This window comes from Rhodanobacter sp. C06, assembly GCF_002001105.1.
In the GTDB taxonomy this organism is placed as follows: domain Bacteria; phylum Pseudomonadota; class Gammaproteobacteria; order Xanthomonadales; family Rhodanobacteraceae; genus Rhodanobacter_A.
This window is the reverse complement of the sequence record NZ_MUNP01000071.1, coordinates 1-23,320: the sequence shown is the minus strand read 5'-3', so window position 1 is coordinate 23,320 and position 23,320 is coordinate 1. Positions and strand designations below refer to the sequence as shown.

The following is a 23,320-nucleotide window of genomic DNA, read 5'->3' as shown; positions in this document are numbered from 1 at the left end:
ACAAGACGCCGTGAAATTTCACGTTGCGTCCACTACCCATGAGCGACTCGCGGCAATCGGGGGAGCATTTGGCTGTTGTTCACTGACAGGCAATCCGGACGTGCAATCATCGGGGCTCATTTCGATCACTTGATCGACAAACCATCCACGGCTTGCATTCGAAACATCGGCATCTTCGTGCAATGCCGGAAATGAAATAATCGGCAGGTATAACGCCTGCTGGCCGATCACCATTGAGCCTCTTTGCGAGGCACGCGTTTCATATCTCAAAACAGGGCCACGAAACTCGCCGACCGCGGGTTTTCCTGATCGTGACAGGAGGCCATGACCGCCATTTCTAGCATCCCGGGATCGACGCCGATTCGGGATTCGGGAGTATGACGTCGCTGTGTTCGAGCGGATACTGATCGTCTGCATGGGCAATGTCTGCCGCAGTCCCACGGCCGAGTACCTGTTTCGACGGCACTCGAAATCGCGTCGCGTTTCATTCAGCAGTGCAGGATTGTGCGCGCCGGCTGGAAGGCCCATGGATTCGACCGCCCTTCAGCTGCTTGCTGAAAGCGGCATTGACGGAGCGATGCACCGCGCCCGTCAACTGACGCCCTTGATGCTGCGCGAAGCCGACCTGGTGCTCGGCATGGAGAAGAGCCAGGTCGAAGCGATGATGCAGCTTGCACCCGAAACCCGCGGCAAGGTCTATCTGCTCGACAAATGGCTGAATGGAGATGACATTCCCGACCCTTATCGCCAACAACGCACCGCCTTCGAATATGTACACGAGATGATCGCGAAAGGGGTCGACAGTTGGCAACTTTATCTGTGATTCATGTTTTCACGTCATGAGACGGTAATCCATATGACCGGTACCCTGGCCCCATTGCAACGCGACAACGAGATAGACCTCGGCGAACTGCTGGGCACGCTTCGCGATCACAAATGGTTTATCGTCCGCATTACCGCGCTTTTTGTCGTGCTTGGCATCATCTATGCCATAACGGCCACGCCCGTCTATCAGGCCACTTCGACGGCACAGGTGGAACAGAAAGTCCCGGATCTGCCCGGCTTGAGCGCGCTCAGCCAGACCCTGGGGGCGTCGGACCCCGAGGCATCCACCCAGTCCGCGTTGATCACCTCGCGCATGGTGGTTGGCGCGGTGGTCGACAAGCTCAAGCTCACGATCGAAAGCAGCCCGGAACGCTTTCCGGTGTTCGGCAACGTCATTGCCCACCTGTACGCCTCGCACAATCGCGGCCAGTTGGCCGCCCCCTGGTTCGGGATGATCGGCTACGACTGGGGCGGCGCGAAGCTGGACGTCTTCCAGCTGGACGTGCCCGACGGCCTGCTGGACAAGCCGCTCACCCTGATCGCGGGCGAGCACGGCGGCTATGTGCTGGTGGACGACGACGACAACATCCTGGTCACCGGCAAGGCCGGGGAGTCGGCCAGCGGCCATGGCGTGACCATGCAGGTCCAGACGCTGACGGCCAATCCGGGTACCCGCTTCCGCGTCGTCCGTCACCGCCGACTGACCGTGACCAACCAGTTGCGCAAGGCGATCAAGGTCAACGAGCAGGCCAAGGATTCCGGCATCCTCGACATGACTTATGACAACACTAATCCGGTGCTGGCGGCAGCGGTGCTGGGAGATGTCGGCGAGCTCTACGTGCGCCAGGACGTGGAGCGCAATTCCGCGGAAGCGGCGAACAGCCTGCAGTTCGTCCGCGAGCAGCTGCCCAAGGTGCGCAGCCAGCTGGAACAGGCCACGGCGGCGCTCAACGCCTATCAGCTCAAGGCGCATTCGGTCGACATCAGCATGCAGACCCAGGCCTTGCTGAACCAGGAAGTCGCCATCCAGACCAACATCCAGCAGTTGCGCCTGCAACAGGCCGACATGCAGCGCCAATACACGCCCGCGCACCCGGCCTACAAGGCCTTGATGCAGCAGATCGGCCAGCTGGAGGCGAAGAAGGGCGCGATCGACAAGCAGGTCGGCAACCTGCCGAACACCCAGCAGGAACTGCTGAAGCTGACCCGCGACGTGCAGGTGAGCAACGACACCTACACCGGCCTGCTCAACCAGGCCCAGCAACTGGATATCGCCCGCGCGGGTACGGTGGGCAACGTGCGGATCATCGACAAGGCGGCGGTGGACATCACGCAGCCGATCTGGCCGAAGAAGACCATCGTGGTGCTCGGCAGCGCCTTCCTCGGCGGCTTCGTGGCCCTGCTCTGCGTCTTCATCCGCCAGGCGCTCAACCGCGGCATCGAGGACCCTGCCGTCATCGAGAACCTCGGGCTGCCCGTGTACGCCTCCATCCCGGTCAGCCTGCGCGAGCAGGCCTTGCATGACAAGCACGTGCGCGGCTACGGCAAGCAGCGCCTGCTGGTCATGGATGCACCGGCGGACATGGCCACCGAGGCCTTGCGGAGCCTGCGCACCAGCCTGCACTTCGCCCGCCTGGAGGCGAAGAACAACGTGCTGATGATCACCGGCTCCAGTCCGGATGTCGGCAAGACGTTTGTCTCCGCCAACCTCGCCACGCTGGTCGCGCAGGGCAGCCAGCGCGTGCTGCTGATCGACGGCGACATGCGCATGGGCACGCTGCACAAGATCATGGGTTGCCCGGCCGAGACCGGCCTTTCCGAGCTGATCGCGGGCCAGGCCGACCTGGATGCGGTGGTGCGCCCGATCGCCTCGTCCGGGAACCTGCACTTCATCAGCCGCGGCAAGATCCCGCCGAATCCCTCCGAGCTGCTGATGAATTCGCGCTTCTCCACGCTGATCGATCACGTGCGGAAGGCGTTCGACCTGGTGATCATCGACACTCCGCCCATCCTGGCGGTGACCGATGCCGCCATCATCGGCCACCACGTCGGCACCGCCTTGATGGTGGTGCGCTTCGGACTCAACCAGGCACGCGAGATCGCGCTGGCCAGGCAACGCTTCGAGCAGAACAACATCCCGCTCAGGGGAGCGATCTTCAACGCCGTGGAGAAACGCAGCAGCGGCTACTACTCCTACGCCTACTACGGCGTCGGCAACGCCGCCGGGTGAGCGAACGACCCGGGGCAGCGGCAGGAAGGCCACGGCCACGGCTTGCCGCACGCACCACGGAACCCGACCGGACGCCATCGCACGAACGGGGCCGGCCGCCAAGCGGCACACAGATGGGACCCGCAACCACACGACAACCGGCAAAGGCCGCACAGGAGCAGGACCCGTTTCCATGACCATCTTGCCGAAGAACTTCGCCCTCATCGGCGCCGCCGGCTACATCGCGCCCCGCCACATGCAGGCCATCAAGGCCGGGGGCAACCGGCTGCTGGCCGCCTTCGATCCGAACGATTCGGTCGGCGTCATCGACAGCCACTTCCCCGACGCCGACTTCTTCACCGAGTTCGAGCGCTTCGACCGGCATGTCGACCTGCGCCGGCGCGCCGGCCATGGCGGCCAGATCGACTACGTCTCCATCTGCTCGCCGAACTACCTGCACGACTCGCACATGCGCTTCGCCCTGCGCTCCGGCGCACACGCGATCTGCGAGAAGCCGCTGGTGCTCAACCCCTGGAACATCGACGGCCTGCGGGAAATCGAGCGCGAGACCGGCAAGCGCGTGAACACCATCCTGCAACTGCGCCTGCATCCGGCGATCGTCGCGCTGCGCGAACGGGTCCGGCGCGGGCAGCATCGCACCAAGCACGAAGTGGACCTGGCCTACGTCACCTCGCGCGGCCACTGGTACCTGCAGAGCTGGAAGGGCGACCCGAAGAAGTCCGGCGGCATCGCCACCAACATCGGCGTGCACTTCTTCGACATGCTGCATTACATCTTCGGCGCGCTGCAGACCAACCAGGTGCACCTGCACAGCGAGACCAAGGCGGCGGGCTACCTGGAGTACGAGAACGCCCGCGTGCGCTGGTTCCTGTCGGTGGACATTGAGGACGTGCCCATCCCGCTGCGCGAAAGCGGGCAGCGCACCTACCGCTCGATCACCGTGGACGGCGAGGAGATCGAGTTCTCCGGCGGCTTCGCCGACCTGCACAACCGCAGCTACGAGGAAATCCTCGCGGGCCGGGGTTTCGGCCTGGAGGAAAACCGCATCGCGATCGAGACCGTGGCCGCGATCCGCACCGGCAGCGTCGCGCCCCTTGCAAGCGACAGCCACCCTTTCCTGCAACGACAGGCCTGACGAGCGAACAGCATGGACACGGACCACTACCAGCACCCTTCCGCCATCGTCGACGAGGGCGCCCGCATCGGCGCCGGCTCCCGCATCTGGCATTTCGTGCACGTCTGCGGCGGCGCCCGCATCGGCAAGGAAGTCTCGCTCGGCCAGAACGTGTACGTCGGCAACCGGGTCGTCATCGGGGACCGCTGCAAGATCCAGAACAGCGTGTCGGTGTACGACAACGTGACGCTGGAGGAAGGCGTCTTCTGCGGCCCCAGCATGGTGTTCACCAACGTCTACAACCCGCGTTCGCTGATCGAGCGCAAGGACGAATACCGCGACACCGTGGTCAGGCGGGGCGCCACGCTGGGCGCGAACTGCACCATCGTCTGCGGCGTCACCATCGGCGAGTTCGCCTTCGTCGGCGCCGGCGCCGTGGTGAACCGCGACGTGCCGGCCCATGCCCTGGTGGTGGGCGTGCCGGCGCGGCAGATCGGCTGGATGAGCGAATTCGGCGAACGGCTGAACCTGCCTCCGGAGGGCCACGGCGAGGCCGTCTGCGCGCACACCGGCACCCGTTACGTGCTGGATGGCCGCGTGCTGTGCCGGCAGGAGGCCAAGGGATGACAGGCCAAGGGATGATAGCTTTCGTCGATCTCAAGGCGCAGCAGGCGCGCATCAGGGATCGCCTCGACGCGGGGATCGCGCGCGTGCTGGCGCACGGCCAGTACATCCTCGGGCCGGAAGTGGCCGAACTGGAAGCGAAGCTCGCCGCCTTCGTCGGCGCCAGGCATTGCATCGGCTGCGCGAACGGCACGGACGCGCTGCAGATCGCGCAGATGGCGCTGGGCATCGGCGCCGGCGATGAAGTCATCATGCCCGGCTTCACCTACATCGCCACCGCGGAGACGGTGGCGCTGCTGGGCGCCAGGCCGGTGTACGTGGACATCGATCCGCGCACCTACAACCTCGACCCGGCCGGACTCGAAGCGGCGATCACCCCGCGGACGCGCGCGATCATTCCGGTTTCGCTGTACGGGCAGTGCGCGGATTTCGACGCCATCAACGCGATCGCCGACCGGCACGGCATCCCGGTGATCGAGGATGCCGCGCAGAGTTTCGGCGCGCGCTACAAGGGGCGGCGTTCATGCAGCCTGAGCACGGTCGCCTGCACCAGTTTCTTCCCCAGCAAGCCGCTGGGCTGCTACGGCGATGGCGGCGCGATCTTCACCGACGACGACCGGCTTGCCGTGGTGATGCGGCAGATCGCGCGCCACGGCCAGGATCGCCGCTACCACCACGTCCGCGTCGGCGTGAACAGCCGGCTGGACACGCTGCAGGCGGCGATCCTGCTGGCCAAGCTGGAGATATTCGAGGACGAGATCGAACTGCGGCAGCGGGTCGCAACCCGCTACGCCACGCTGCTCGCGCAGGCCGGCATTGCCGACCCGCCCCACGTCGAGCCGCACAACACCAGCGTCTATGCCCAGTACACCATCCGCGTCGACGGGCGCGAAGCGCTGCAGGCGCGACTGAAGGAAGCGGGCATCCCCACCGTGGTGCACTACCCGATCCCGATCAACCGGCAACCGGCGGTGGCGGATGCGGGAGCACGCCTGCCGGTGGGCGACGAGGCGGCCACGCAGGTGCTCAGCCTGCCCATGCACCCGTATCTGACGGAGTCGCAGACCCGCCTGATCGTGGAAGAACTCGTCGCGGCATCCATGCAACAGGTCCAGACATGCTCGATCTCCTTGCCAGGCTGATAAGCGGTTCCGTCAACTGGGCGCAGCGCAGAAGCCACGCCCGTCGCATGCGGGAATACAGCGGCATCTCGCCGCGCGCCACGGTCGGCCTGGAGTCGAAGCTGATCGGCCCCAGGCAGCACTTCCTGATCGGCGAGCAGAGCTATCTCAATCGGGCGCATCTGTCCTGCGGCCCGCATTCCAGAGTCGTCATCGGCCGCAGCTGCGCCATCGGCTACAACGTGTCGATCAAGGCGATCACGCACTCGCTGGCCAAGCCGACCAACAACGAGGCCGGCCCGATCATCCATCTGGAGCGCGACATCGTCATTGGCGACGACTGCTGGATCGGCGACAACGTCTACATCCGGGAAGGCGTCACGCTGGGCAACAACGTGATCGTCGGCGCGAATTCCGTGGTCACGCGGTCGGTACCGGACAACCGGGTGGTCGCCGGCACGCCGGCAAGAGTCATCAAGGAGTTGTGACATGCACGCATCGCTCGCTCCATCCCGGCAGGCACGCAAGGCCGGCGCGATCCATCCGCGGTCGCGGCCGATGCGGGATCGGTGCGCATGAAGAAGATCATCTTCGGCAAGTGCTACGCGTTTTCCGGCGACGAGAGCCTGGAGCCGATGCTCGCGGAAAGCCTGGAACTGTACGCGGATGCCGGCGACCGCGAGCCCGAGGTGAACATCCGCATAGGCCACGCCGCCAGCACGCACACGCCGTCCTCGATCAACCCCAAGGTGCACAAGACCTTCGCGCACGGCATGCTGACCTCGTTCCCGCGGGTCGACGTCTACTGGGAGCGCACCGGCGACGGCCGCCTGGAAGTGGAGGCCGTCATCAAGCCGCGACGCGGCATCCGGCGCACCGTGCACAAGCTGATGTCGATGGAATACCCGCGCGGGGCCGAGACGTTCGAGCAGATCCTGCACGAGTTCGTGCTGGTGCCCTCGGTTTACTTCTTCAAGGACGTGGTGCCGATCCATGCCGCGTCCGTGACGATAGCCGGCGGCGCCTGCCTGCTCGCCGGCACCGGCGGCGCCGGCAAGTCGTCGGCCATGCTCGCGCTGCGGCGCAACGAGGACGTCGGCTTCGTCAGCGACGACATCGTCATCATGTCCGACACCGCGCGCGTCAACGGCAACATGGCGTGGCCGAAGATCTACGGCTACAACTGCATCGGCAACGCGATGAAAAGCGAGATCCTCGCCGGGCGCGGATGGATCGACCGCGCCCATTTCAACATCAAGAACCACCTGAATTCCGCCAGCGTGCGGCGCAAGATGTCGCCCGACCGGCTGTACCGCCGCGTGGAGCCGGCATCGGCGCCGCTGACCCGCGTGTACTACGTGGTGCGCGAGGACGTGCCCGAGATCCGCGTGTCCGCGCTGGGGCTCACCGACGCCGTCGACATGACGATCGCCGTCATCAGCGCCGAATACAGCGTTTTCCACGACCACCTCTACTGGGAGGAGTACAACGCGCTGGCCACCGCGCGCCCCGCGATGCTGACCATGGCGGAGGTGACCGCGAACTGGCGACGGGTGCTCACGGCGAGCTTCGCCACGGTGGGCTGCTTCAAGATCAGCGTGCCGTTCGAGGTGGAGCATGCGGTCTACCAGGACCGCGTGAGCGACCTCGTCGTCGCGGACATGACGGCGCAGCCATGAAGATCGCCATCCTGACCAACGCCTATCCCTACCTCCCCGGCGAGCAGTTCATCGAGGACGAGATCGGCTACTGGGCCGCGCACGACGGCGTCGAGGCGACCCTGCTGCCGGCGCTGGCCGCGGGCACGCCGCGCCCGGTGCCCGCGGGCATCGCGGTCGACCTCGGCATGGCGCGCTCCGGCAAATTCGCGCGGCTGTGGTGCGTGCTGCGGGCGCTGGGTTCCGCGATCTTCCGGTGCGAGCTGGGTTATCTGCGGCGCGTGCGGAAACTGAAACCGCGCACCGTCGTGCGCGCCCTGCTGCACGTGTCCAAGGTGCTCGAACAGGCCGCGCAACTGCAGCGATACGCCGACATCCATGGCCGGATCGACGTGGCCTATTGCTACTGGAACGAGACCCAGGCCTGCGCCGCCCTGCTCGCCCGGAAGGCCGGCGCGGTGCGCAGGGTTGTCTCGCGCGTGCATGGCTACGACCTGTACGAGGCGCGCCGCAAGCATGCCTACATGCCGATCAAGCGGCAGTTCGTCGCCGACTACGACGCGATCTTCGCGCTCTCGCGCGAGGCGCGGGACTATCTGCGGCAGACCTACGGCGCGCCGCCGGAAAACATCCGCATCTGTCCGCTGGGCGTGCCGCTGGCCGCCACGCTCTCGCGCCCGAGCCCGGCCGGATGCCTGCACGTGGTGTCGGTTTCCTCCTGCGTGCAGGTGAAGCGGCTGGACCGGATCGTCGACGCCCTGGAACTGCTGGCCCGCCGCCATCCGGACGTCTGCGTGGGCTGGACGCACATCGGCGCCGGCCCGTTGCTGGAGGAGATCCGGGCGCTGGCGCGGCTGCGGCTGTCGGGATTGGCGAACGTCGCGTGCACCTTCGCTGGCGAGTTGCCCAACCATGCCGTCAAGGCGTACTACCGCAGCGTGCCGGTGGACGTGCTGGTCAATGCCAGCGAATCCGAAGGCGTGCCGGTGTCCATCATGGAAGCCATGAGCGCGGGCGTGCCGGCCGTCGCTCCCGACGTGGGCGGCATCGCCAGCCTGGTGTCCGACCGCTGCGGTGCCCTGCTGGGCGCGCACCCCGATGCCCGGGAAATCGCCGACGCGATGGAGCGGGTCGCCTTCGCGGACGGACGGGACAGCCTGCGCGTGCAGGCACGGCAGGCGATCGAGTCCGGCTTCGACGCCGCCCGGAATTACCGCGACTTCGTCGCCAGCGTCGTCGCCATCGGCGCAGCCGGCGACCGGGAGCCGGCGCGACCTCCATCCCGGGCGGCCTACCCGCTCCGGCAGGCAACACGACGGTGAGCATGGCAAGAATCCAACCAGACAGGTCGACGGGTGAACATACGAACCGTGCTCGCATTTGCCCTTGGCCCCGTCGTCACCGCCGGGCTCGGCCTGGTGACGGTGCCGGTGATCGCCTGGGTCTTCACGCCTGCCGACGTGGGCCGCTTGAACATCGTGCAGATCGCGGTGTCGTTCGGCGTGCTGCTGTTCAACCTGGGACTCGACCGCGCCTACGTGCGGGAGTACCACGAGTGGAGCGATCGCGGCGCGCTGCTGAAAGCCTGCTTCACGCCGGGATTCGCGCTGCTGCTGCTGGCGATGCTGGTCACGCTGCCGATCGACCGGCGCGTTGCCGGCTGGCTGTTCGGCCTCGGACACGTCGCGTACTACTGGATGCTGGTGGCCTGCGTGGTCGCGAGTTTCATCTCCCGCTTCCTTTCGCTCATCCTGCGCATGCAGGACCGCGGCCTGGCGTTCTCCGCCAGCCAGATCCTGCCCAAGGTGATCCTGCTGCTCGCCGTCGCGGCGCTGGCGCTGCCGGCCTTCTCGCGGACGTTCGGGGAACTGGAGGTGGCCTACCTGGCTTCCTTGCTGTCCGTGCTGCTCATCTACAGCTGGAACACCTGGCGCGAATGGGTCCCGGCCCTGCGCGCCCCGGTTTCCCGCCCGCAGATCCGCGGCCTGCTCGACTACGGCGTGCCGCTGATCTTCGCCGGCGTGGCCTACTGGGGGCTGGATGCCACCAGCACGCTGACCCTGCGTTCGCTGTCGACCCTGCCGGAGCTGGCGATCTACTCGGTCTCCATGAGCTTCGCCGGCGTGGGCGTGGTGTTCCAGACGATCTTCTCCGTGCTGTGGGCGCCGATGGTCTACAAGTGGGTGGCCCACGGCGCGGACATGCGGCGGGTCGACCACGTCGCCCAGCAGGCGCTGGCCGTGGTCTGCGCGATCTGGGTCGTGAGCGGCGCCCTGTCGTGGCTGATCGACTTCGTGCTGCCCGCGCACTACGTCCAGGTGAAGTACCTGATGCTGTGCTGCATCGGCGAGCCGCTGCTGTACACGCTTTCCGAAGTGACCTGCGTGGGCATCGGGATCACGCGCCGGTCGATGCTGTCGCTGTGGTCGACCATCGCGGGGCTGGTCGTCAATGTCGCCCTCAGCGTGTGGCTGGTGCCCGGCCACGGCGCCGCCGGGGCCGTGGTGGCCAACGCGATCGCGTTCCTGGTGTTCTTCGTGGCGCGCACCGAGGCCTCGGCCCACGTCTGGCGGCCGTTCCCGCGTGCCCGGTTGTATGCGTTCGTCACGGCCGGCGTGGGCCTTTCCATCGCCACGCTGGTGTACGGCCCGCATGCCCCCGTCCATTTCAGCGTGGTCTGGCTGGCGCTGTTGCCGGTCGTCGCCTGGTGCTTCCGTCACGAATGGAGCGGCATGCACCGCGCACTGCTCGGGGCATTGAAATCCCGGCGCAGCTACCCGGAACCCGACGAGGAGCCCGGTGCCCTGCCATGAGCAAGACCATGCAACGCGCCACCGCGCACCACCCGAGGCTGCGGCGATGACGAAGATCAACCTGTTCGTCTTCGCCGCACACCATCTGTCCGGCAACATCGCCGCGCAGCGCTTCAAGGGCCTGCTGAAGTACCTGGACCCGGCGAAATACCGGATCTATGTGTTCGCCCGCGAGCCGGCCGCTGGAGCACCCGTGGCCACGCCGCCGTCGGCGCCGGGGATCACCGTCCTGCCGCTGCCCGGCCACTGCGTGGGCAGCGAGTCTTCCGCCGCCGCTTCGCTGCTGACCATGGCCGCGGCATTCCTGCGTCCGCTGCCGTTCCTGTTCGCCGGGGGCGCGGGACGCGAGCAACCGTGGTTGGTCCGGGCGCTGGCCGCGGCCGACCGGCTGTGCGTCGAGAAACTGGCCGCGGGCGAACGCTGCGTGGCGATCGGCACGTATTCGCCGATCGACTCCCTGGTCGCCGCCGCGAGCCTGGCCAGCCGGCGCCGCATCGGCTGCCTGCAGGACTTCCGCGACGGGCTGGTGTTCGAGCCGCTGGGCCAGCCCGGCCGGCTGCGGACCTGGATGCGCCAGCTGATCGAGCGGCGCGTGGTGGCCGCCGCCGGCCTGGTCACCTCGGTGAGCCCGCCGCTCGTCGCCGATTTCCAGCGACGCTATCCGCGCACTGCGGCGGCGACGCTGCCCAACGGCTACGATCCGGCCGACTTCGCCGCCCCCGACCAGGCCGCGGCTGACGATCCGCGTGTCGCCGCCATCCTCGCCCGCTGGGTTCCGGCCGGCGCGCTGCTGATCGGCCATTTCGGGCGCATCGGCGCCAGCGACGGCTCGGCGTCGCGCAGCCTCGATTTCCTCGTCGATGCGTTGAACGCATCCCCCGCGACGATGGCGAACAAGCACGTGATGTTCGTCGGCGAGCTGACGCAACAGGAACGGGCCACGCTCGAACGCGCCCGGTTTTCCGTCAGCGTGCTCGGCCCGGTCGAACGCACGCTGGCGTTGCAGCTGATGCAGCGCTGCGACAAGCTGCTGTTGCTGACCGGTTCGCGCGCCAGCTGTGCCACCGGCAAGTTGTTCGAATACCTGGCCGCGGGGGCGGACATCGTCTGCGTTTCCGGCGTGCGCAACGCGGCCACCGCGATCCTCGCCGAGACCGGCGCGGGACGCAGCCTGCTGACCAGCGATGGCGCGGCGGCCGGCGACGCCCTGCGGGCCGCGCTGGCGCCCGACGCTGCCGACGCGCAGCGCGACATCGGCCCCTACAGCAAGCTGGCACAGGCCGGCATGCTCGACCGCTGGATCACCGACATGGTGCAGCCATGACGCACGGCCACGATCCGTCGTCGACCGCACCGGCGGACCTGCTGCTGCCGTCGCCGGCACTGCTGGGCGCGGGCAAGTACCGCATCACCGTGGGCCACATGTTCCTCGGCACGGCCTTCCTGCTGCTGTTCCTGTCCGTGGTGATACCGAACTCCCTGCAGGTCCCCACCGCGGCGGTGATGGGCCTGGCCTTCCTGCTGGCGCTGCCCGGACTGCGCATCGGCGCGGGCTTCAGGAACCTGCTGGGCATGTACGTCTGCACGGTGATCGTGACGACCACCTACATGATCGTGGGCGGCATGCACGACGCGTCGCTGGTCGCCCTCGCCCAGGTGCTGGCGATCTACATCGTGTCACCCCTGCTGTGGACGATCATCGCCGAGGCCTTGCTGCGATGGCTGGGAACCGAGCGGCTGATCGGCTGGTTCGTCCTGCTCAGCCTGCTGTGCGCCGTCAGCGTCGCGCTGTTCTTCTACCTGTACTTCAGGCATGGCGCGGCGGCCGTGGCCTTCTTCTTCCAGGGCGCCAACATCAACCAGAACCAGGGATTTTCCGGCGCCACGATGCACGTGTACGGTTCGCTGATTTTCCTGTGCGGCGGCTTTTTCAGTTCGCCCGAGCTGATCCGCAGCCGGCTGCTGCGACTGGTCCTGCTGGCAGCGCTGCTGGTCTGCGCGCTCACCTCCGGCCGTTCCGCGCTGATCCTCGCGGTGCCGATGGGCTGGATGCTGGGCCTGATGCTGACCTCGCGCACGACCGAGCACCCGCACGGCTCGATGTTCACCGGCGTCATCCGCTACGGTTTGCCGGTGCTGGTCGCGACGGCGGCGGCACTGTTCCTGCTGCAGGCCTACACGCAGATCAGCCTGGGCGCGGTGCTGGACGTCGTCACGAACAAGCTCGCCTCGGGCGGCGGCGAGGCGCGTGTGCAGATGGGCCATTCGTTGCTCGCCGGCATACTCGACAACGGCGGCCTGGGCTCGGGCCACGGCGTCGGCGTCAAGTACGTCAGCGACCCCATCCATCCCTGGCGCTACGAGCTGGTGTGGCTGGCCACGCTCTACCGGGTGGGGATACTCGGCACGCTGATCTACGCGCTGCCGTTCCTGCTCTACATCTTCGCGGTGCTCCGGCTGGCGTACCGGCGCCGCCTGCCGTCGCGGCACAAGTTCCTGTTCAGCGGCCTGGTCTGCGCTCTGCTCGCGACCAACACGAACCCCTACATCGAGGCGTTCGCCTTCCAGTGGATGTACGTCATCCCGCTGGTGGCGATGTTCATCGAGTATCCGGACTGCCTCAGGAAAGCACCAGGATGAAGCGACTCAGCGTGCTGCTGTTTTCCAGGTATTCCAGGCTGGGGCCGAGCACCCGGCTGCGCAGCCTGCAGTACCTGCCCCTGTTGCGGGAGCGCGGGATCGATGTCGAGGTGCATGCGCTGTTCCCGGATGCCTATCTCGAGAACCTGTACGGCAATCACACCGCGGCCGCCCGCTGCATCGCGTGGCAATCCTGCGCCCGGCGCGTTGTGCAGACCCTGCGCCGCGGCACGCACGATCTCGCCTGGATCGAGGGCGAACTGTTCCCCTACCTGCCGTACTGGATGGAGTCGCTGCTCGCGCGCTCCGCCAGGCCTTACGTCGTGGACTACGACGATGCGCTGTTCCACAAGTACGACCTGTCGTCCAGGCCGCTGGTGCGGCGCCTGCTGGGCCGCAAGATCGACCGCGTGATGCGCGGGGCCGCCTGCGTGATCGCCGGCAACCGCTACCTCGCCGCGCGCGCCGAACGGGCCGGCGCGGCACGAATCGAGATCATCCCGACCGTGGTGGACGAGCGGCGCTACGCGGTGGTGGACCACGCGGACACCGAAGCGCCGGTGATCGGCTGGATCGGATCGCCGGCCACCGAGGAGTACCTGCTCGACAACCGCGAGGTGCTGGAACAGGTCTGCGCCCGGCACGACGCGCGCCTGCTGCTGGTCGGGCCGCGCACCGAGGTCGCCGGCGAGTTCGGCAGCGTGGTGCCGGAAGTGGCGAGATGGTCCGAGGACAGCGAGGCCGCCACGATCGCCCGCATGGACATCGGCATCATGCCCTTGCGCGACGGCCCGTGGGAACGCGGCAAGTGCGGCTACAAGATCATCCAGTACATGGCCTGCGGCCTGCCGGTGGTCGCCTCGACGGTGGGCGCGAATCTCGACATCGTGCGGCACGGCGAGAACGGATTCCTGGCCGACGGGACGGCCGCGTGGCGGGACGACCTCGAACAGCTGATCCGGAACCGCGCGCTGCGCACGCGCATGGGCCTGGCGGGCCGCGCGCGCGTCATGCACGAATACAACGTGGGCGTGCAGGCCTCGCGGCTCGCGGACGTGCTGCACGGCGCGGGGCGGCACTGATGTGCGGCGTGGCCGGATTCTGGCAGCGGCGCGGCGGCGCGCGCGACGCGCTGTTGGGACAGGTGCGGGCCATGTCGGCCCGGCTGATCCATCGCGGCCCCGACGACGACGGCGCGTGGTGCGACGAATCGGCCGGCATCGCGCTGGCGCAGCGGCGCCTGTCCATCCTCGACCTCTCGCCGGCCGGCCACCAGCCGATGCCCTCGGCCTGCGGACGCTACGTCCTGGTGTTCAACGGCGAGATCTACAACCACCTCGACCTGCGCCAGCAGCTCCTCGCGGCAGGAGAAGCTCCGGCGTGGCGTGGGCATTCGGACACCGAGACCCTGCTCGCGTGCTTCGTCGCCTGGGGCGTCGAGCGGACCCTGCGCGCCTGCGTGGGCATGTTCGCGTTCGCACTGTGGGACCGCCGGCAGCGCGCGCTCACGCTGGCGCGCGACCGCATGGGCGAGAAGCCGCTTTACTACGCCTGGCAGGACGACACCTTGCTGTTCGGCTCGGAGCTCAAGGCCTTGCAGGCGCATGCGGCCTTCCGTGCGGAAGTCGATCGCGACGCGCTGGCGCTGCTGCTGCGCCACGATTGCATTCCCGCGCCGTACTCCATCTATCGCGACGTGCTCAAGCTGCGCCCTGGGCACCTGCTGCGCATCGGCGCCGATGCGCCGCGCAGCGCGCAAGCCGTGGCGTACTGGCGCTACAACGACGCGGTCAGCGCCGGCCTCGGCAACCCGCTAGCCGGTTCGGACACCGAGGCGGTCGATGCGCTGGAGGAGCAGCTGGGCGCCAGCGTCGGTGCGCAGATGCTGGCCGACGTGCCGCTGGGCGCGTTCCTCAGCGGCGGCATCGACAGCAGCACGATCGTGGCTTTGATGCAGGCGCGCAGCCGCCGCCCGGTCAAGACCTTCACCATGGGCTTCGGCGAGACCGGCTACGACGAGGCCGCGCACGCCAAGGCCGTGGCCAGGCATCTCGGCACCGAGCACACCGAACTCTACGTACGCCCCGAGGATGCCCTCGCCGTCATCCCGAAGCTGCCGTCGATCTTCTGCGAACCCTTCAGCGACAGCTCGCAGATTCCCACCTTCCTGGTCAGCCAGCTGACCCGCCGCGAAGTGACGGTGGCGCTGAGCGGCGACGGCGGCGACGAACTGTTCGGCGGCTACAACCGCTATCTCGGGGCCCGCACGACCTGGGAGCGGATGCATCGCCTGCCGCAGTTCGCGCGGCTTGCCGGCGCCGGCGTCCTGCGCTCCTTGTCGCCGGACACGTGGAACCGATGGTTCGAACGCGCCAAGCCGCTGCTGCCGAAGCGCTGGCACCTGGCCACGCCCGGCGACAAGGCGCAGAAGCTGGCCGAAGTGCTGCCGCTGGCCAGCGGCCACGCCTTCTTCCTCCACCTCGCCAGCCAGTGGAAGCACCCGGACAGCATCGTGATCGGCGCCCGCGAGCCCGCGACCTTGTTGACCGACTCCGATGCCTGGCCGGACACCGGGAACCTGGCGCAATGGATGATGGCGATGGATGCGCAGAGCTACCTGCCCGACGACATCCTGGTGAAGGTCGACCGGGCCGCCATGGCCAACAGCCTGGAGACCCGCGTGCCGATGCTCGACCACCGCGTGGTCGAACTGGCGTGGCGCGTGCCGCTGCACCAGAAGATCCGCGACGGCGAAGGCAAGTGGCTGCTGCGCCAAGTGCTGTACCGGCACGTGCCCCGGGAATTGATCGAGCGCCCCAAGATGGGCTTCGGCATCCCGCTGGACAGCTGGCTGCGCGGCCCGCTGCGCGATTGGGCGGAAACCCTGCTCGATGAGCGCCGCCTGCTCCAGGAAGGTTATTTCCACCCGGCGCCGATCCGGCGGAAGTGGCAGGAACACCTGGACGGCCGACGCAACTGGCAGCACCCCTTGTGGAGCGTGCTGATGTTCCAGGCCTGGCTGGACGAGAACCGGAGGGCATCCGCATGACGCTGCCGCACGCATGTCGTACCGGCGGCCCGCTCGCCGTTTTGCAGGAGACCGCCGCATGAAAGCCGTGCTGTTCGCCAACACGGATTGGTACCTATACAACTTCCGCCGCGCGCTGGCGCTGGCCTTGCAACGGCAAGGCTACGAGGTCCTGCTGATCTCCCCGCCGGGGCCTTATGGCGACAAGCTGCGCGCCCTCGGCCTGCGCTGGGAATCCGTGCCGATGGCGCGACGCAGCCTGAATCCGTTGCGGGAAACGGCGCTGCTGTGGCATCTCGTCCGCCTGCTGCGGCGCGAGCAGCCGGTGCTGATGCACGGCTTCACCATCAAGTGCGCCGTGTACGGTTCGCTGGCGGCGCGGCTGGCCGGCGTGCCGGCCCGGGTGAATGCCGTGGCCGGCATGGGTTACGTGTTCACCAGCCCGCAGCTGAAGGCGCGGCTGCTGCGGCCGGTGGTGCGCAGCCTGCTGCGCCTCGCGCTCGGCGGCAGCGGCGCGCGGTTGATCCTGCAGAACGCGGACGACGTGGCGCTGTTCCGGCGGGCCGGACTCGTCGACCCCGAGCATATCCGCCTGATCCGCGGTTCCGGGGTGAACTGCGCGCAGTTCGCCGCGGGGATGCGCGCACGACCTCCCGGTGATGGCCGCATGCGCGTGCTGCTGGCCAGCCGGCTGCTCTGGGACAAGGGCCTGGCCGAGTTCGTCGCCGCGCTGCGCCAGCTTCGCCTTCAGGGTCGCACCGTCCACGCCCTGCTCGCCGGCATGCCGGATCCCGGCAATCCCGCCACCGTGCCGGAAGCGACGATACGGGAATGGGTCGCGGAAGGACTGGTCAGCTGGCTCGGCCACGTCGACGACATGGCCGGCCTGCTCGGTTCGGTCGACGTGGTGGTGCTGCCGAGTCACCGGGAAGGCTTGCCGCGGACGCTGGTCGAAGCGGCGGCCTGCGGCCTGCCGCTGATCACCACCGACGTCCCCGGCTGCCGCGAGGTGGTGTCCGATGGCGTCGACGGCCTGCTGGTTCCCAAGGGCGACAGCAAGGCGCTGGCGCAGGCCATCCGGCGACTGCAGGAAAACCCGGAGCTTGCGCGCCGGATGGGTGCAGCGGCTCGCCTCAAGGCGCGATCCCAATTCGACGAGCACATCGTCATCCAGCGCACCCTGGAGGTCTACGCGGAACTGTGCGAATCGCCGGCGGTGTCCACCGAGCCGCTCCTGTAGACGTCCATTTCCCGCGTCATGCGTATCCTGCCATGACACGACCCATGCGCCGTTCGGAGAACCGCATCCGCCCGCGAGGGAATCGCTGACGGGCTTCGCCGGAACCGCCACAGCCCTTCCCGGAGCCATGCACGATTGGAGACCTTGCCATGCGATCCTCACCGCAACTGACGAACGTCCTGGATTTCCTGCCCGCGGCGGAACACGCCGCCATCCGCGCCGGCAACAGCTCGCACGATTGCACCGGCGGCATCCAGGCGGCGATCGACCAGGCCGGGAGCAAGGTCTACGTGCCCGCCGGGACCTATCCCGTGAAGCAACTCAACCTCAGGTCGGACATCGAGCTGTACGGCGACGGGCAGGCCAGCGAGCTGAAGGCGCACGACGACACGCTGGCCTGCGAGTTCATGCTCGTCACCCACGTGCGCGACGGCGGTACGCCCGATGTCGCGGACAACATGCGGAACATCCATCTGCACGACCTCAAGCTCAACGGGCGCGTGGCCGAGTTCGGCTACCAGCAGTTCTGGTATCTGCTGGCCGTCAACGCCACTTCGGACCTGACGGTCGAGCGGGTGATGTTCCACGGCTTCCGGGGCGACGGCATGTATGTCGGATCGGGGACGCTCCGCGGCACCGAGCGCCACAACCAGCGCATCGTCGTGCGCGACTGCGTGTTCGACGGCGCGGTCAAGGACAACCGCAACGGCCTGTCCGTCATCGACTGCGACCATCTGACGGTCGCGAACTGCATCTTCCGGAACATCGGCAACGCGAAACTCTCCCACTCGGTGGGCGGCATCGATTTCGAGCCCGACCACAACTGGAGCGTGTATCGCAACGTGACCATCAGCCACTGCAAGTTCATCGACATCGATACCGTGAACACGGCCGGCATCACGTTCTTCAACGGTCACCAGACGGGAAGCAACATCCACGACTGGGTCGTGTCGGGCTGCCAGTTCACGAACTGCTACTGGGGCATCGATTCTGCAACACGGCCCAAGACCGCCACGGACGTCGCCGACAACCTCTCCGTGCTCAACTGCCACTTCCTCAATTCGATCCGCGTCGACATCGCGGTCAACGGGTTGAGCGGCACGCAGATCAGCGGCTGCACGTTCCAGCGCTCGCCGCCGGGCTCCGGCCCGGGCGGCGACGCGATCAGGCTGGGATCCTTCGCCTACGGGACCAGCGAGAACGCCATCGACACGGTGATCACGGGCAACACCTTCATCGGCATACGCCCGCAGATGGGGGCGATCGGCGTGCTGGGCGCCGACCGGGTGGTATGCGCGGGCAACGTGTTTGTCGACATCCACGGTTCCTGCATCAACTTCGCCGACGGCAACACCCGCGACCACACCCGGCGCACGGATGCGGTGATCATCTCCGGCAACAGGATCAGCCGCAGTGCGCACGCGGCACCGGGCGCCGCTGCCATGTCCTTCCTCAGCACCAGCGAGCAGATGCGCATCACCAAGGGCCATCTCGTGGTGAACCGTTCGATCGAATACGCCAACGACATCGATGACGGCATCAAGCGCGTTGCGGCTGGTGCGACGATCCAGCTCGTGGGACTGAAGTGACCGGCATCGCGGCAACCGCATGGCGCCGCGCAAGCGACCCCTGAATCCACGCGGGTTCGCGACGGCGGCTGGCGGCGCGCGCGGTCAACGATGGTCAGGCTGTTCCGCCGCGCGGTATGCCCCGGTCTTGTGACCGGCCGCCCTGCCTCTGCCCTCCCCTCCCTGGGCCACAAGATCGGCCGGCACGGCTGATCGGCCCGCACCCGTTGAAATGGCCTTCGCACCGATGCCGCGCTGCGGGTCGAGTCCGCTCTGCCGGTGCGCTTCCTGTCGCAGCCACAGGCGCATGACCGTCGTCATGTACACGCCGAGGATCAGGCAAAACACGGCGAGGTTCACCCCCGCCGAATGAGCCACGCCGCTGACGATCGCGCCGATGGACGCGAGGCCCACGGCAAGCACCACCAGCGCGGCCAAGGTGGCCCGAGGTCCCAGGCCGGCCCCCTGCAGGATGTGGTGGATATGCCCGCGGTCCGGCTTGAACGGCGACTGGCCCGCGCGCATGCGTCGATACATCACCGCGAGCGTGTCGAGCACCGGCAGCGCCACGCACCACAGCACGTCGACGGGCGACAAGTGCGTCTCGGGCATCTGGCTCAGGCGGATGAGTACCCAGGCCAGCAGGTAGCCGATCAGCGTGCTTCCCGCATCACCCAGGAAAACCTTGCCGCCCACGAAGCCGAGGTTGACGACCAAATAGGGCAACGTGGCCGCGGCCAGCAGGGCCAGCAGCATGATGACCCCGCGCAAGGGCGTGGGCGACGCGAACAGGATGACGGCGGCGATGCTGACCAGGGTCAGGCTGCCGGCCAGGCCATCGATGCCGTCCATCATGTTGAACGCATTCACCAGGCCGATGACCGCAAGCACCGTCATGGGCACGCCAAGCCAGCCAAGCACCACGTCATGGCCGAAGATGTGTCCAAGCGTGTGGATGTAGACGCCGGTACTCGCGATCACGGTCAGTATCGCGATGGTCTGGATCAGCAGGCGGTCGCGCACGCTGAGGCCGAAGCGATCGTCCAGCGCGCCGAGCAGGGCAAGCACGGCGGCGGTTCCGAGCAGGCTGCGCTCGAATCCGTCGAAAACGCCGTAGCAGACCGCTCCCGCGAGCATCCCCGTGAAGATCGCCAGGCCGCCAACCAGTGGCACTTCGCCCAGATGCTGTTTGCGTTGATCGGGACGATCAACGAGACCCAGCGCCAGAGCGAACCGGCGCATGGCGACGATGCCCGCAGCCGACGTGCATGCGGCAACCATGACACCGAGGAGCAACCGCAGTTCCTGCATGGGACCTTCGCCTCCTAGCTTGCTCGAGCGGGTCCCCCAAGGTCCGAACGAGTTCAATTGTGGGGGTTCAGCCGACGGGCGGCGAAAACCTTGCTGACCTGTGCCCACGAACCGTGGATCCACCAGACCGATACTTCCTCCTGCCTGGATCAGCCTTGATCCAATCAATGACGCAACGGTGATTGCCCGACCAGAGCACATGGAGCTAACGCCGGGTTTTTGAACCTATCACTTTTGGATGTCGATTCCGGTACAACGCCAATGCCTTATTCAGCCACTGCGCATTTATATGAGCGCTACATGAATCGAATGTTTGGATAATGTTTCATTAATTCCACGCATGCATGAGCCATGCAGCACGAATGCAAAAGTCCATCATGCCGACAAGACAGCCTCAGGGATATCGAGAAACCTGATTAGCGACAAAGCTCAGCACGCGCCACTACCGTTCGCCCTGAGCGTAGGCCCAAAGGGCCCGAGTCGAAGGGTGATCACCGACGAGCGTTTCGACCCATCGCCACCGCGGATTCCGGCAATCGCCGCGGCGTCCTGCACCAGCTCGAACCCACGCCATCAATACGGGCATCGCGTTGATGGCGTGGGTTCGGGCATGGTCCATGCCGATCGCGAATCGGAATTCAGGATCGCGAGTTCAGGACCACATCAGTGGTTCGCGCTGTAATTCGCGGCGGCGGCACTGCTGACCAGGGTAGCCGAAGGCAGCAACTGGCTCAGGAAACGGTTCCAACGGGTGATGCCGGCTGCCCCGACGAACACCACGTCACCCGGCTTCAACCTGAAATCGTCTCCCAGCGCAAATGCGGCCGGCGAACGCGCATCCAGCTGGAAGACCTTGGCCGGGGTATTTTTCAGATTGTTCGCGCCACGTATCACGTAGACGGCCCTGCCGTTGGAAGTGACCGGATTCAGGCCGCCGACGCGGCCCAGTGCCTGGGTCAGCGAGATCGAGGAAAGCGTCCTGAAGGTGACCGCTTGGGGACGCATCACCTCGCCCATCACGTACACCTCCTCGGAGTCGTTGTAGGGAAGCATCAGGCGATCGCCCGGCTTCAGATAGATGTCCTTCGCCAGTCCCCGGCTGTCGTACAACGCAGCAAGATCCAGGTGATAGTTCTGTCCGTCGCGACTAAGCACCAGGTCGGACATGTTGGCTTGGTCGGCATTGATGGTCGCCGTGCCCAACGCTTGCGCCAGAGTCAGCGGAACCGAGGTGATCGACAGCGGGTCGGTCTTCATGAAGGCACCCTGGAGCAGCACATGCTGGCTGTTGTAGCCGACGATGCTGACGTCCACCTGCGGCCGCTCGACGAATTTCGCGAGCTTCTCCGCAATGGTCTGACGCACCTGCTCGATCGTCATTCCCGCAACCTTGATGCCACCCACATAGGGATAGAACAAGGTGCCGTCCGACCGCACCAGGCGCCCGTTGGCCGCCGTCTGCTGTTGCGTGCCGGCCGGCGACGTCAACTCCGGGTGGTCCCATACCGTGATGTAAAGCGAATCCCCCGGACCGATGCGGTAAGGGGTCGGCTGATAGGACAGCAGTTCCTGCGGCACCGTTGCGGTCAGCACCGGCGTAGGATTCTCCGCCAGCAGCTGCGGGGTAATCGTCACCAGCTGGACTTGGCTGCTGTCGCTTGGCGTACCGCGAACCAGGCCCTTCCCGGACATTTCCTGGCCCGGCGACCACACGCAGCCGCTGGCAAGCAGCGCGAACCCAAGAATGGCAAAGGCACAAGTCTTTTTCATGATCCAAAGGTCCTCGTAGGATTCGTACTGCAATGTTCGAAACCGCTGGCTGGCGGCATGCCTGACCCCTGAATTCGTGCTTTTCCGGCCGCACGAAACCGTCCCGCAAAGCGAAAGATTCGCCTTTCGATCAATGACCAACTGAACCAGACAGTTTGATAATCGCGGACAAAATCAACCGCGAGACAAAGTGGATTGAATGTCATGCCACAGGTAGCGTGAAATAATCATCACAATCCATAACCACATTTATAAACCGTACACGTGACCGCTTCATTGATCTCCAATCCAAAGCTTCAAATCCAATGTGTCCGCGGCAAAATCCATGCAGCCGGCTCCGCCATCGTGCTTGTCCTTGGATCCGCCGGCATTCAAGTTTGCGGACGGATTCTCCACACGCCTGCCTTCGAGCGCCGCGCCACAAGCGGCGCTGGACGATGCTTCCGTGACTCGGTGCCATGGCGTATTGCTGACAATTTTTGTCCTTGGCTGACTCGCTGCGCCGCCACATGCCCGGCACCTGCGATGTACGGCGGGTACCCGCGGTGTCCCTGGCGTCAGGCATGCCGCGACATGCGCGGAATGACGCTCGCACCAGGCGGCCACCCAAGCCCGGACTTGCGGCACCCATCCCAGATTCGCGCCTTGAACCGCAGCATGTCGCCTTCGATCATGCGGCCGCTCTCGTTTGGCATGATACTGGCTTGGGTAAAGGATCCTGATCGCCGCCCAGCTGACCGCTACGGATGCAAACAAGCATGGAAAACAACGAGAAAAAGCCATTCTGGGAGAAGAACTCCCGGGGATTCTGGCTCATTGTTTGCCTGACGATCAGCGCGTTGGCTGGCTGGGTGATGTTTCACATGGATATCCTCCATTGATCCCAGAACTCCGGCCGGAAAATGACTGCCGGTCGGATTTTGTCTCGACGCCAGGCGCCGACGCCGTGGCTTGAATCGTCGAAGCGCGCAACCGCTACCGCAAGCATGCGGAATGAGTGTCTGCCGTGGCGCGCACTGCAGCGTCAAGACTGCAGGTTCGAACAAGTGGAGTGTCATACAACGACACTGCACATTAACTCGAGATGACTCTGCCTCGCCGCGCGAGAACATGCGCGACCCATGCTCGATATACCTTTGCAGGGTCGGCGCTGCATCCACGCAAGCGCAAGCGCATGCATGACGTTCCGTCGAAACACCGACACACGCAGCGTGCCCTGCAAGACGCCCGTCCAGAACATCTCGGGATGACCGCATGCGGAATCCGCAAGACAGCAAGATCGCCATCATCGGCCTGGGCTACGTCGGCCTGCCGCTCGCGGTGGAATTCGGCAAGCACTACGCCACGCTCGGCTTCGACATCAACCAGACGCGCATCG

General features: G+C 66.4%; 19 protein-coding genes. 16 read left to right on the top strand and 3 right to left on the bottom strand.

Features of this window, described 5'->3' with window-relative positions:
• Positions 1 to 18 precede the first annotated feature (18 nt).
• The gene (locus B0E52_RS18460) at positions 19 to 234 is read right to left on the bottom strand and encodes a hypothetical protein (protein WP_139351722.1); all 216 of its coding nucleotides are present in this window, start codon (positions 232 to 234) and stop codon (positions 19 to 21) included.
• Positions 235 to 388: 154 nt separating this feature from the next.
• Between B0E52_RS18460 and B0E52_RS15790 the strand changes: the two genes are divergently transcribed.
• The 15 genes from B0E52_RS15790 (at position 389) to B0E52_RS15720 (ending at position 18,882) form a co-directional block, all read left to right on the top strand.
• Positions 389 to 823 (top strand): low molecular weight protein-tyrosine-phosphatase, encoded by a 435-nt coding sequence (locus tag B0E52_RS15790; RefSeq protein WP_077485385.1) that lies wholly within the window; start codon positions 389 to 391, stop codon positions 821 to 823.
• Between the two features lie 33 nt (positions 824 to 856).
• Complete coding sequence (locus B0E52_RS15785) at positions 857 to 3,055, top strand: polysaccharide biosynthesis tyrosine autokinase (RefSeq protein ID WP_077485383.1); 2,199 nt, start codon at positions 857 to 859, stop codon at positions 3,053 to 3,055.
• Between the two features lie 172 nt (positions 3,056 to 3,227).
• Entirely contained in the window at positions 3,228 to 4,190 is a 963-nt protein-coding gene (locus B0E52_RS15780) for a Gfo/Idh/MocA family oxidoreductase (protein ID WP_077485381.1), read from the top strand.
• Positions 4,191 to 4,202: 12 nt separating this feature from the next.
• Positions 4,203 to 4,796, top strand: coding sequence for an acyltransferase (locus B0E52_RS15775; protein WP_077485379.1), 594 nt, complete (start codon positions 4,203 to 4,205; stop codon positions 4,794 to 4,796).
• Between the two features lie 11 nt (positions 4,797 to 4,807).
• Positions 4,808 to 5,935: a DegT/DnrJ/EryC1/StrS family aminotransferase gene (locus B0E52_RS15770; RefSeq protein WP_077485377.1), complete on the top strand. Its 1,128-nt coding sequence runs from the start codon at positions 4,808 to 4,810 to the stop codon at positions 5,933 to 5,935.
• Positions 5,936 to 5,982: 47 nt separating this feature from the next.
• On the top strand, positions 5,983 to 6,402 hold the full coding sequence (locus tag B0E52_RS15765) for an acyltransferase (RefSeq protein WP_254426834.1): 420 nt from the start codon (positions 5,983 to 5,985) through the stop codon (positions 6,400 to 6,402).
• An 87-nt stretch (positions 6,403 to 6,489) separates the two neighbouring features.
• Entirely contained in the window at positions 6,490 to 7,593 is a 1,104-nt protein-coding gene (locus B0E52_RS15760) for a hypothetical protein (protein WP_077485373.1), read from the top strand.
• Positions 7,590 to 8,894 (top strand): glycosyltransferase, encoded by a 1,305-nt coding sequence (locus B0E52_RS15755; RefSeq protein ID WP_077485371.1) that lies wholly within the window; start codon positions 7,590 to 7,592, stop codon positions 8,892 to 8,894. The genes B0E52_RS15760 and B0E52_RS15755 overlap by 4 nt, the downstream gene beginning before the upstream one ends.
• A gap of 33 nt (positions 8,895 to 8,927) precedes the next feature.
• Complete coding sequence (locus B0E52_RS15750) at positions 8,928 to 10,385, top strand: lipopolysaccharide biosynthesis protein (protein WP_254426833.1); 1,458 nt, start codon at positions 8,928 to 8,930, stop codon at positions 10,383 to 10,385.
• 46 nt (positions 10,386 to 10,431) lie between these two features.
• On the top strand, positions 10,432 to 11,709 hold the full coding sequence (locus B0E52_RS15745; protein ID WP_077485367.1) for a glycosyl transferase: 1,278 nt from the start codon (positions 10,432 to 10,434) through the stop codon (positions 11,707 to 11,709).
• On the top strand, positions 11,706 to 13,025 hold the full coding sequence (locus B0E52_RS15740) for a hypothetical protein (RefSeq protein WP_077485366.1): 1,320 nt from the start codon (positions 11,706 to 11,708) through the stop codon (positions 13,023 to 13,025). The genes B0E52_RS15745 and B0E52_RS15740 overlap by 4 nt, the downstream gene beginning before the upstream one ends.
• A complete protein-coding gene (locus B0E52_RS15735; protein WP_077485364.1) occupies positions 13,022 to 14,107 on the top strand; it encodes a glycosyltransferase family 4 protein in 1,086 nt (361 codons plus the stop codon). The genes B0E52_RS15740 and B0E52_RS15735 overlap by 4 nt, the downstream gene beginning before the upstream one ends.
• Positions 14,107 to 16,074 (top strand): asparagine synthase (glutamine-hydrolyzing), encoded by a 1,968-nt coding sequence (gene asnB, locus B0E52_RS15730; protein WP_077485362.1) that lies wholly within the window; start codon positions 14,107 to 14,109, stop codon positions 16,072 to 16,074. Before B0E52_RS15735 ends, asnB begins: the two co-directional genes overlap by 1 nt.
• A gap of 58 nt (positions 16,075 to 16,132) precedes the next feature.
• Positions 16,133 to 17,293 carry a glycosyltransferase family 4 protein gene (locus tag B0E52_RS15725; protein WP_077485361.1) on the top strand — a complete coding sequence of 387 codons (1,161 nt, stop codon included), beginning with the start codon at positions 16,133 to 16,135 and terminating at the stop codon, positions 17,291 to 17,293.
• A 149-nt stretch (positions 17,294 to 17,442) separates the two neighbouring features.
• Positions 17,443 to 18,882, top strand: coding sequence for a glycosyl hydrolase family 28-related protein (locus B0E52_RS15720; RefSeq protein WP_077485359.1), 1,440 nt, complete (start codon positions 17,443 to 17,445; stop codon positions 18,880 to 18,882).
• Positions 18,883 to 18,966: 84 nt separating this feature from the next.
• On the opposite strand, the gene B0E52_RS15715 is transcribed toward B0E52_RS15720, so the two are convergent.
• Entirely contained in the window at positions 18,967 to 20,172 is a 1,206-nt protein-coding gene (locus B0E52_RS15715; protein ID WP_254426832.1) for an undecaprenyl/decaprenyl-phosphate alpha-N-acetylglucosaminyl 1-phosphate transferase, read from the bottom strand.
• 663 nt (positions 20,173 to 20,835) lie between these two features.
• Positions 20,836 to 21,864 carry a polysaccharide biosynthesis/export family protein gene (locus tag B0E52_RS15710; protein ID WP_077485424.1) on the bottom strand — a complete coding sequence of 343 codons (1,029 nt, stop codon included), beginning with the start codon at positions 21,862 to 21,864 and terminating at the stop codon, positions 20,836 to 20,838.
• Between the two features lie 836 nt (positions 21,865 to 22,700).
• Between B0E52_RS15710 and B0E52_RS18785 the strand changes: the two genes are divergently transcribed.
• Positions 22,701 to 22,823, top strand: coding sequence for a hypothetical protein (locus B0E52_RS18785; protein ID WP_256363991.1), 123 nt, complete (start codon positions 22,701 to 22,703; stop codon positions 22,821 to 22,823).
• Positions 22,824 to 23,320 lie beyond the last annotated feature (497 nt).

Coding starts and splice junctions, on each gene's coding strand:
- B0E52_RS18460 (WP_139351722.1), bottom strand. CDS start 234: ATGGTGATCGGCCAGCAGGCGTTATACCTGCCGATTATTTCATTTCCG.
- B0E52_RS15785 (WP_077485383.1), top strand. CDS start 857: ATGACCGGTACCCTGGCCCCATTGCAACGCGACAACGAGATAGACCTC.
- B0E52_RS15780 (WP_077485381.1), top strand. CDS start 3,228: ATGACCATCTTGCCGAAGAACTTCGCCCTCATCGGCGCCGCCGGCTAC.
- B0E52_RS15775 (WP_077485379.1), top strand. CDS start 4,203: ATGGACACGGACCACTACCAGCACCCTTCCGCCATCGTCGACGAGGGC.
- B0E52_RS15770 (WP_077485377.1), top strand. CDS start 4,808: ATGATAGCTTTCGTCGATCTCAAGGCGCAGCAGGCGCGCATCAGGGAT.
- B0E52_RS15765 (WP_254426834.1), top strand. CDS start 5,983: ATGCGGGAATACAGCGGCATCTCGCCGCGCGCCACGGTCGGCCTGGAG.
- B0E52_RS15760 (WP_077485373.1), top strand. CDS start 6,490: ATGAAGAAGATCATCTTCGGCAAGTGCTACGCGTTTTCCGGCGACGAG.
- B0E52_RS15755 (WP_077485371.1), top strand. CDS start 7,590: ATGAAGATCGCCATCCTGACCAACGCCTATCCCTACCTCCCCGGCGAG.
- B0E52_RS15745 (WP_077485367.1), top strand. CDS start 10,432: ATGACGAAGATCAACCTGTTCGTCTTCGCCGCACACCATCTGTCCGGC.
- B0E52_RS15740 (WP_077485366.1), top strand. CDS start 11,706: ATGACGCACGGCCACGATCCGTCGTCGACCGCACCGGCGGACCTGCTG.
- B0E52_RS15735 (WP_077485364.1), top strand. CDS start 13,022: ATGAAGCGACTCAGCGTGCTGCTGTTTTCCAGGTATTCCAGGCTGGGG.
- asnB (WP_077485362.1), top strand. CDS start 14,107: ATGTGCGGCGTGGCCGGATTCTGGCAGCGGCGCGGCGGCGCGCGCGAC.
- B0E52_RS15725 (WP_077485361.1), top strand. CDS start 16,133: ATGAAAGCCGTGCTGTTCGCCAACACGGATTGGTACCTATACAACTTC.
- B0E52_RS15720 (WP_077485359.1), top strand. CDS start 17,443: ATGCGATCCTCACCGCAACTGACGAACGTCCTGGATTTCCTGCCCGCG.
- B0E52_RS15715 (WP_254426832.1), bottom strand. CDS start 20,172: ATGCAGGAACTGCGGTTGCTCCTCGGTGTCATGGTTGCCGCATGCACG.
- B0E52_RS15710 (WP_077485424.1), bottom strand. CDS start 21,864: ATGTCCGGGAAGGGCCTGGTTCGCGGTACGCCAAGCGACAGCAGCCAA.
- B0E52_RS18785 (WP_256363991.1), top strand. CDS start 22,701: ATGGAAAACAACGAGAAAAAGCCATTCTGGGAGAAGAACTCCCGGGGA.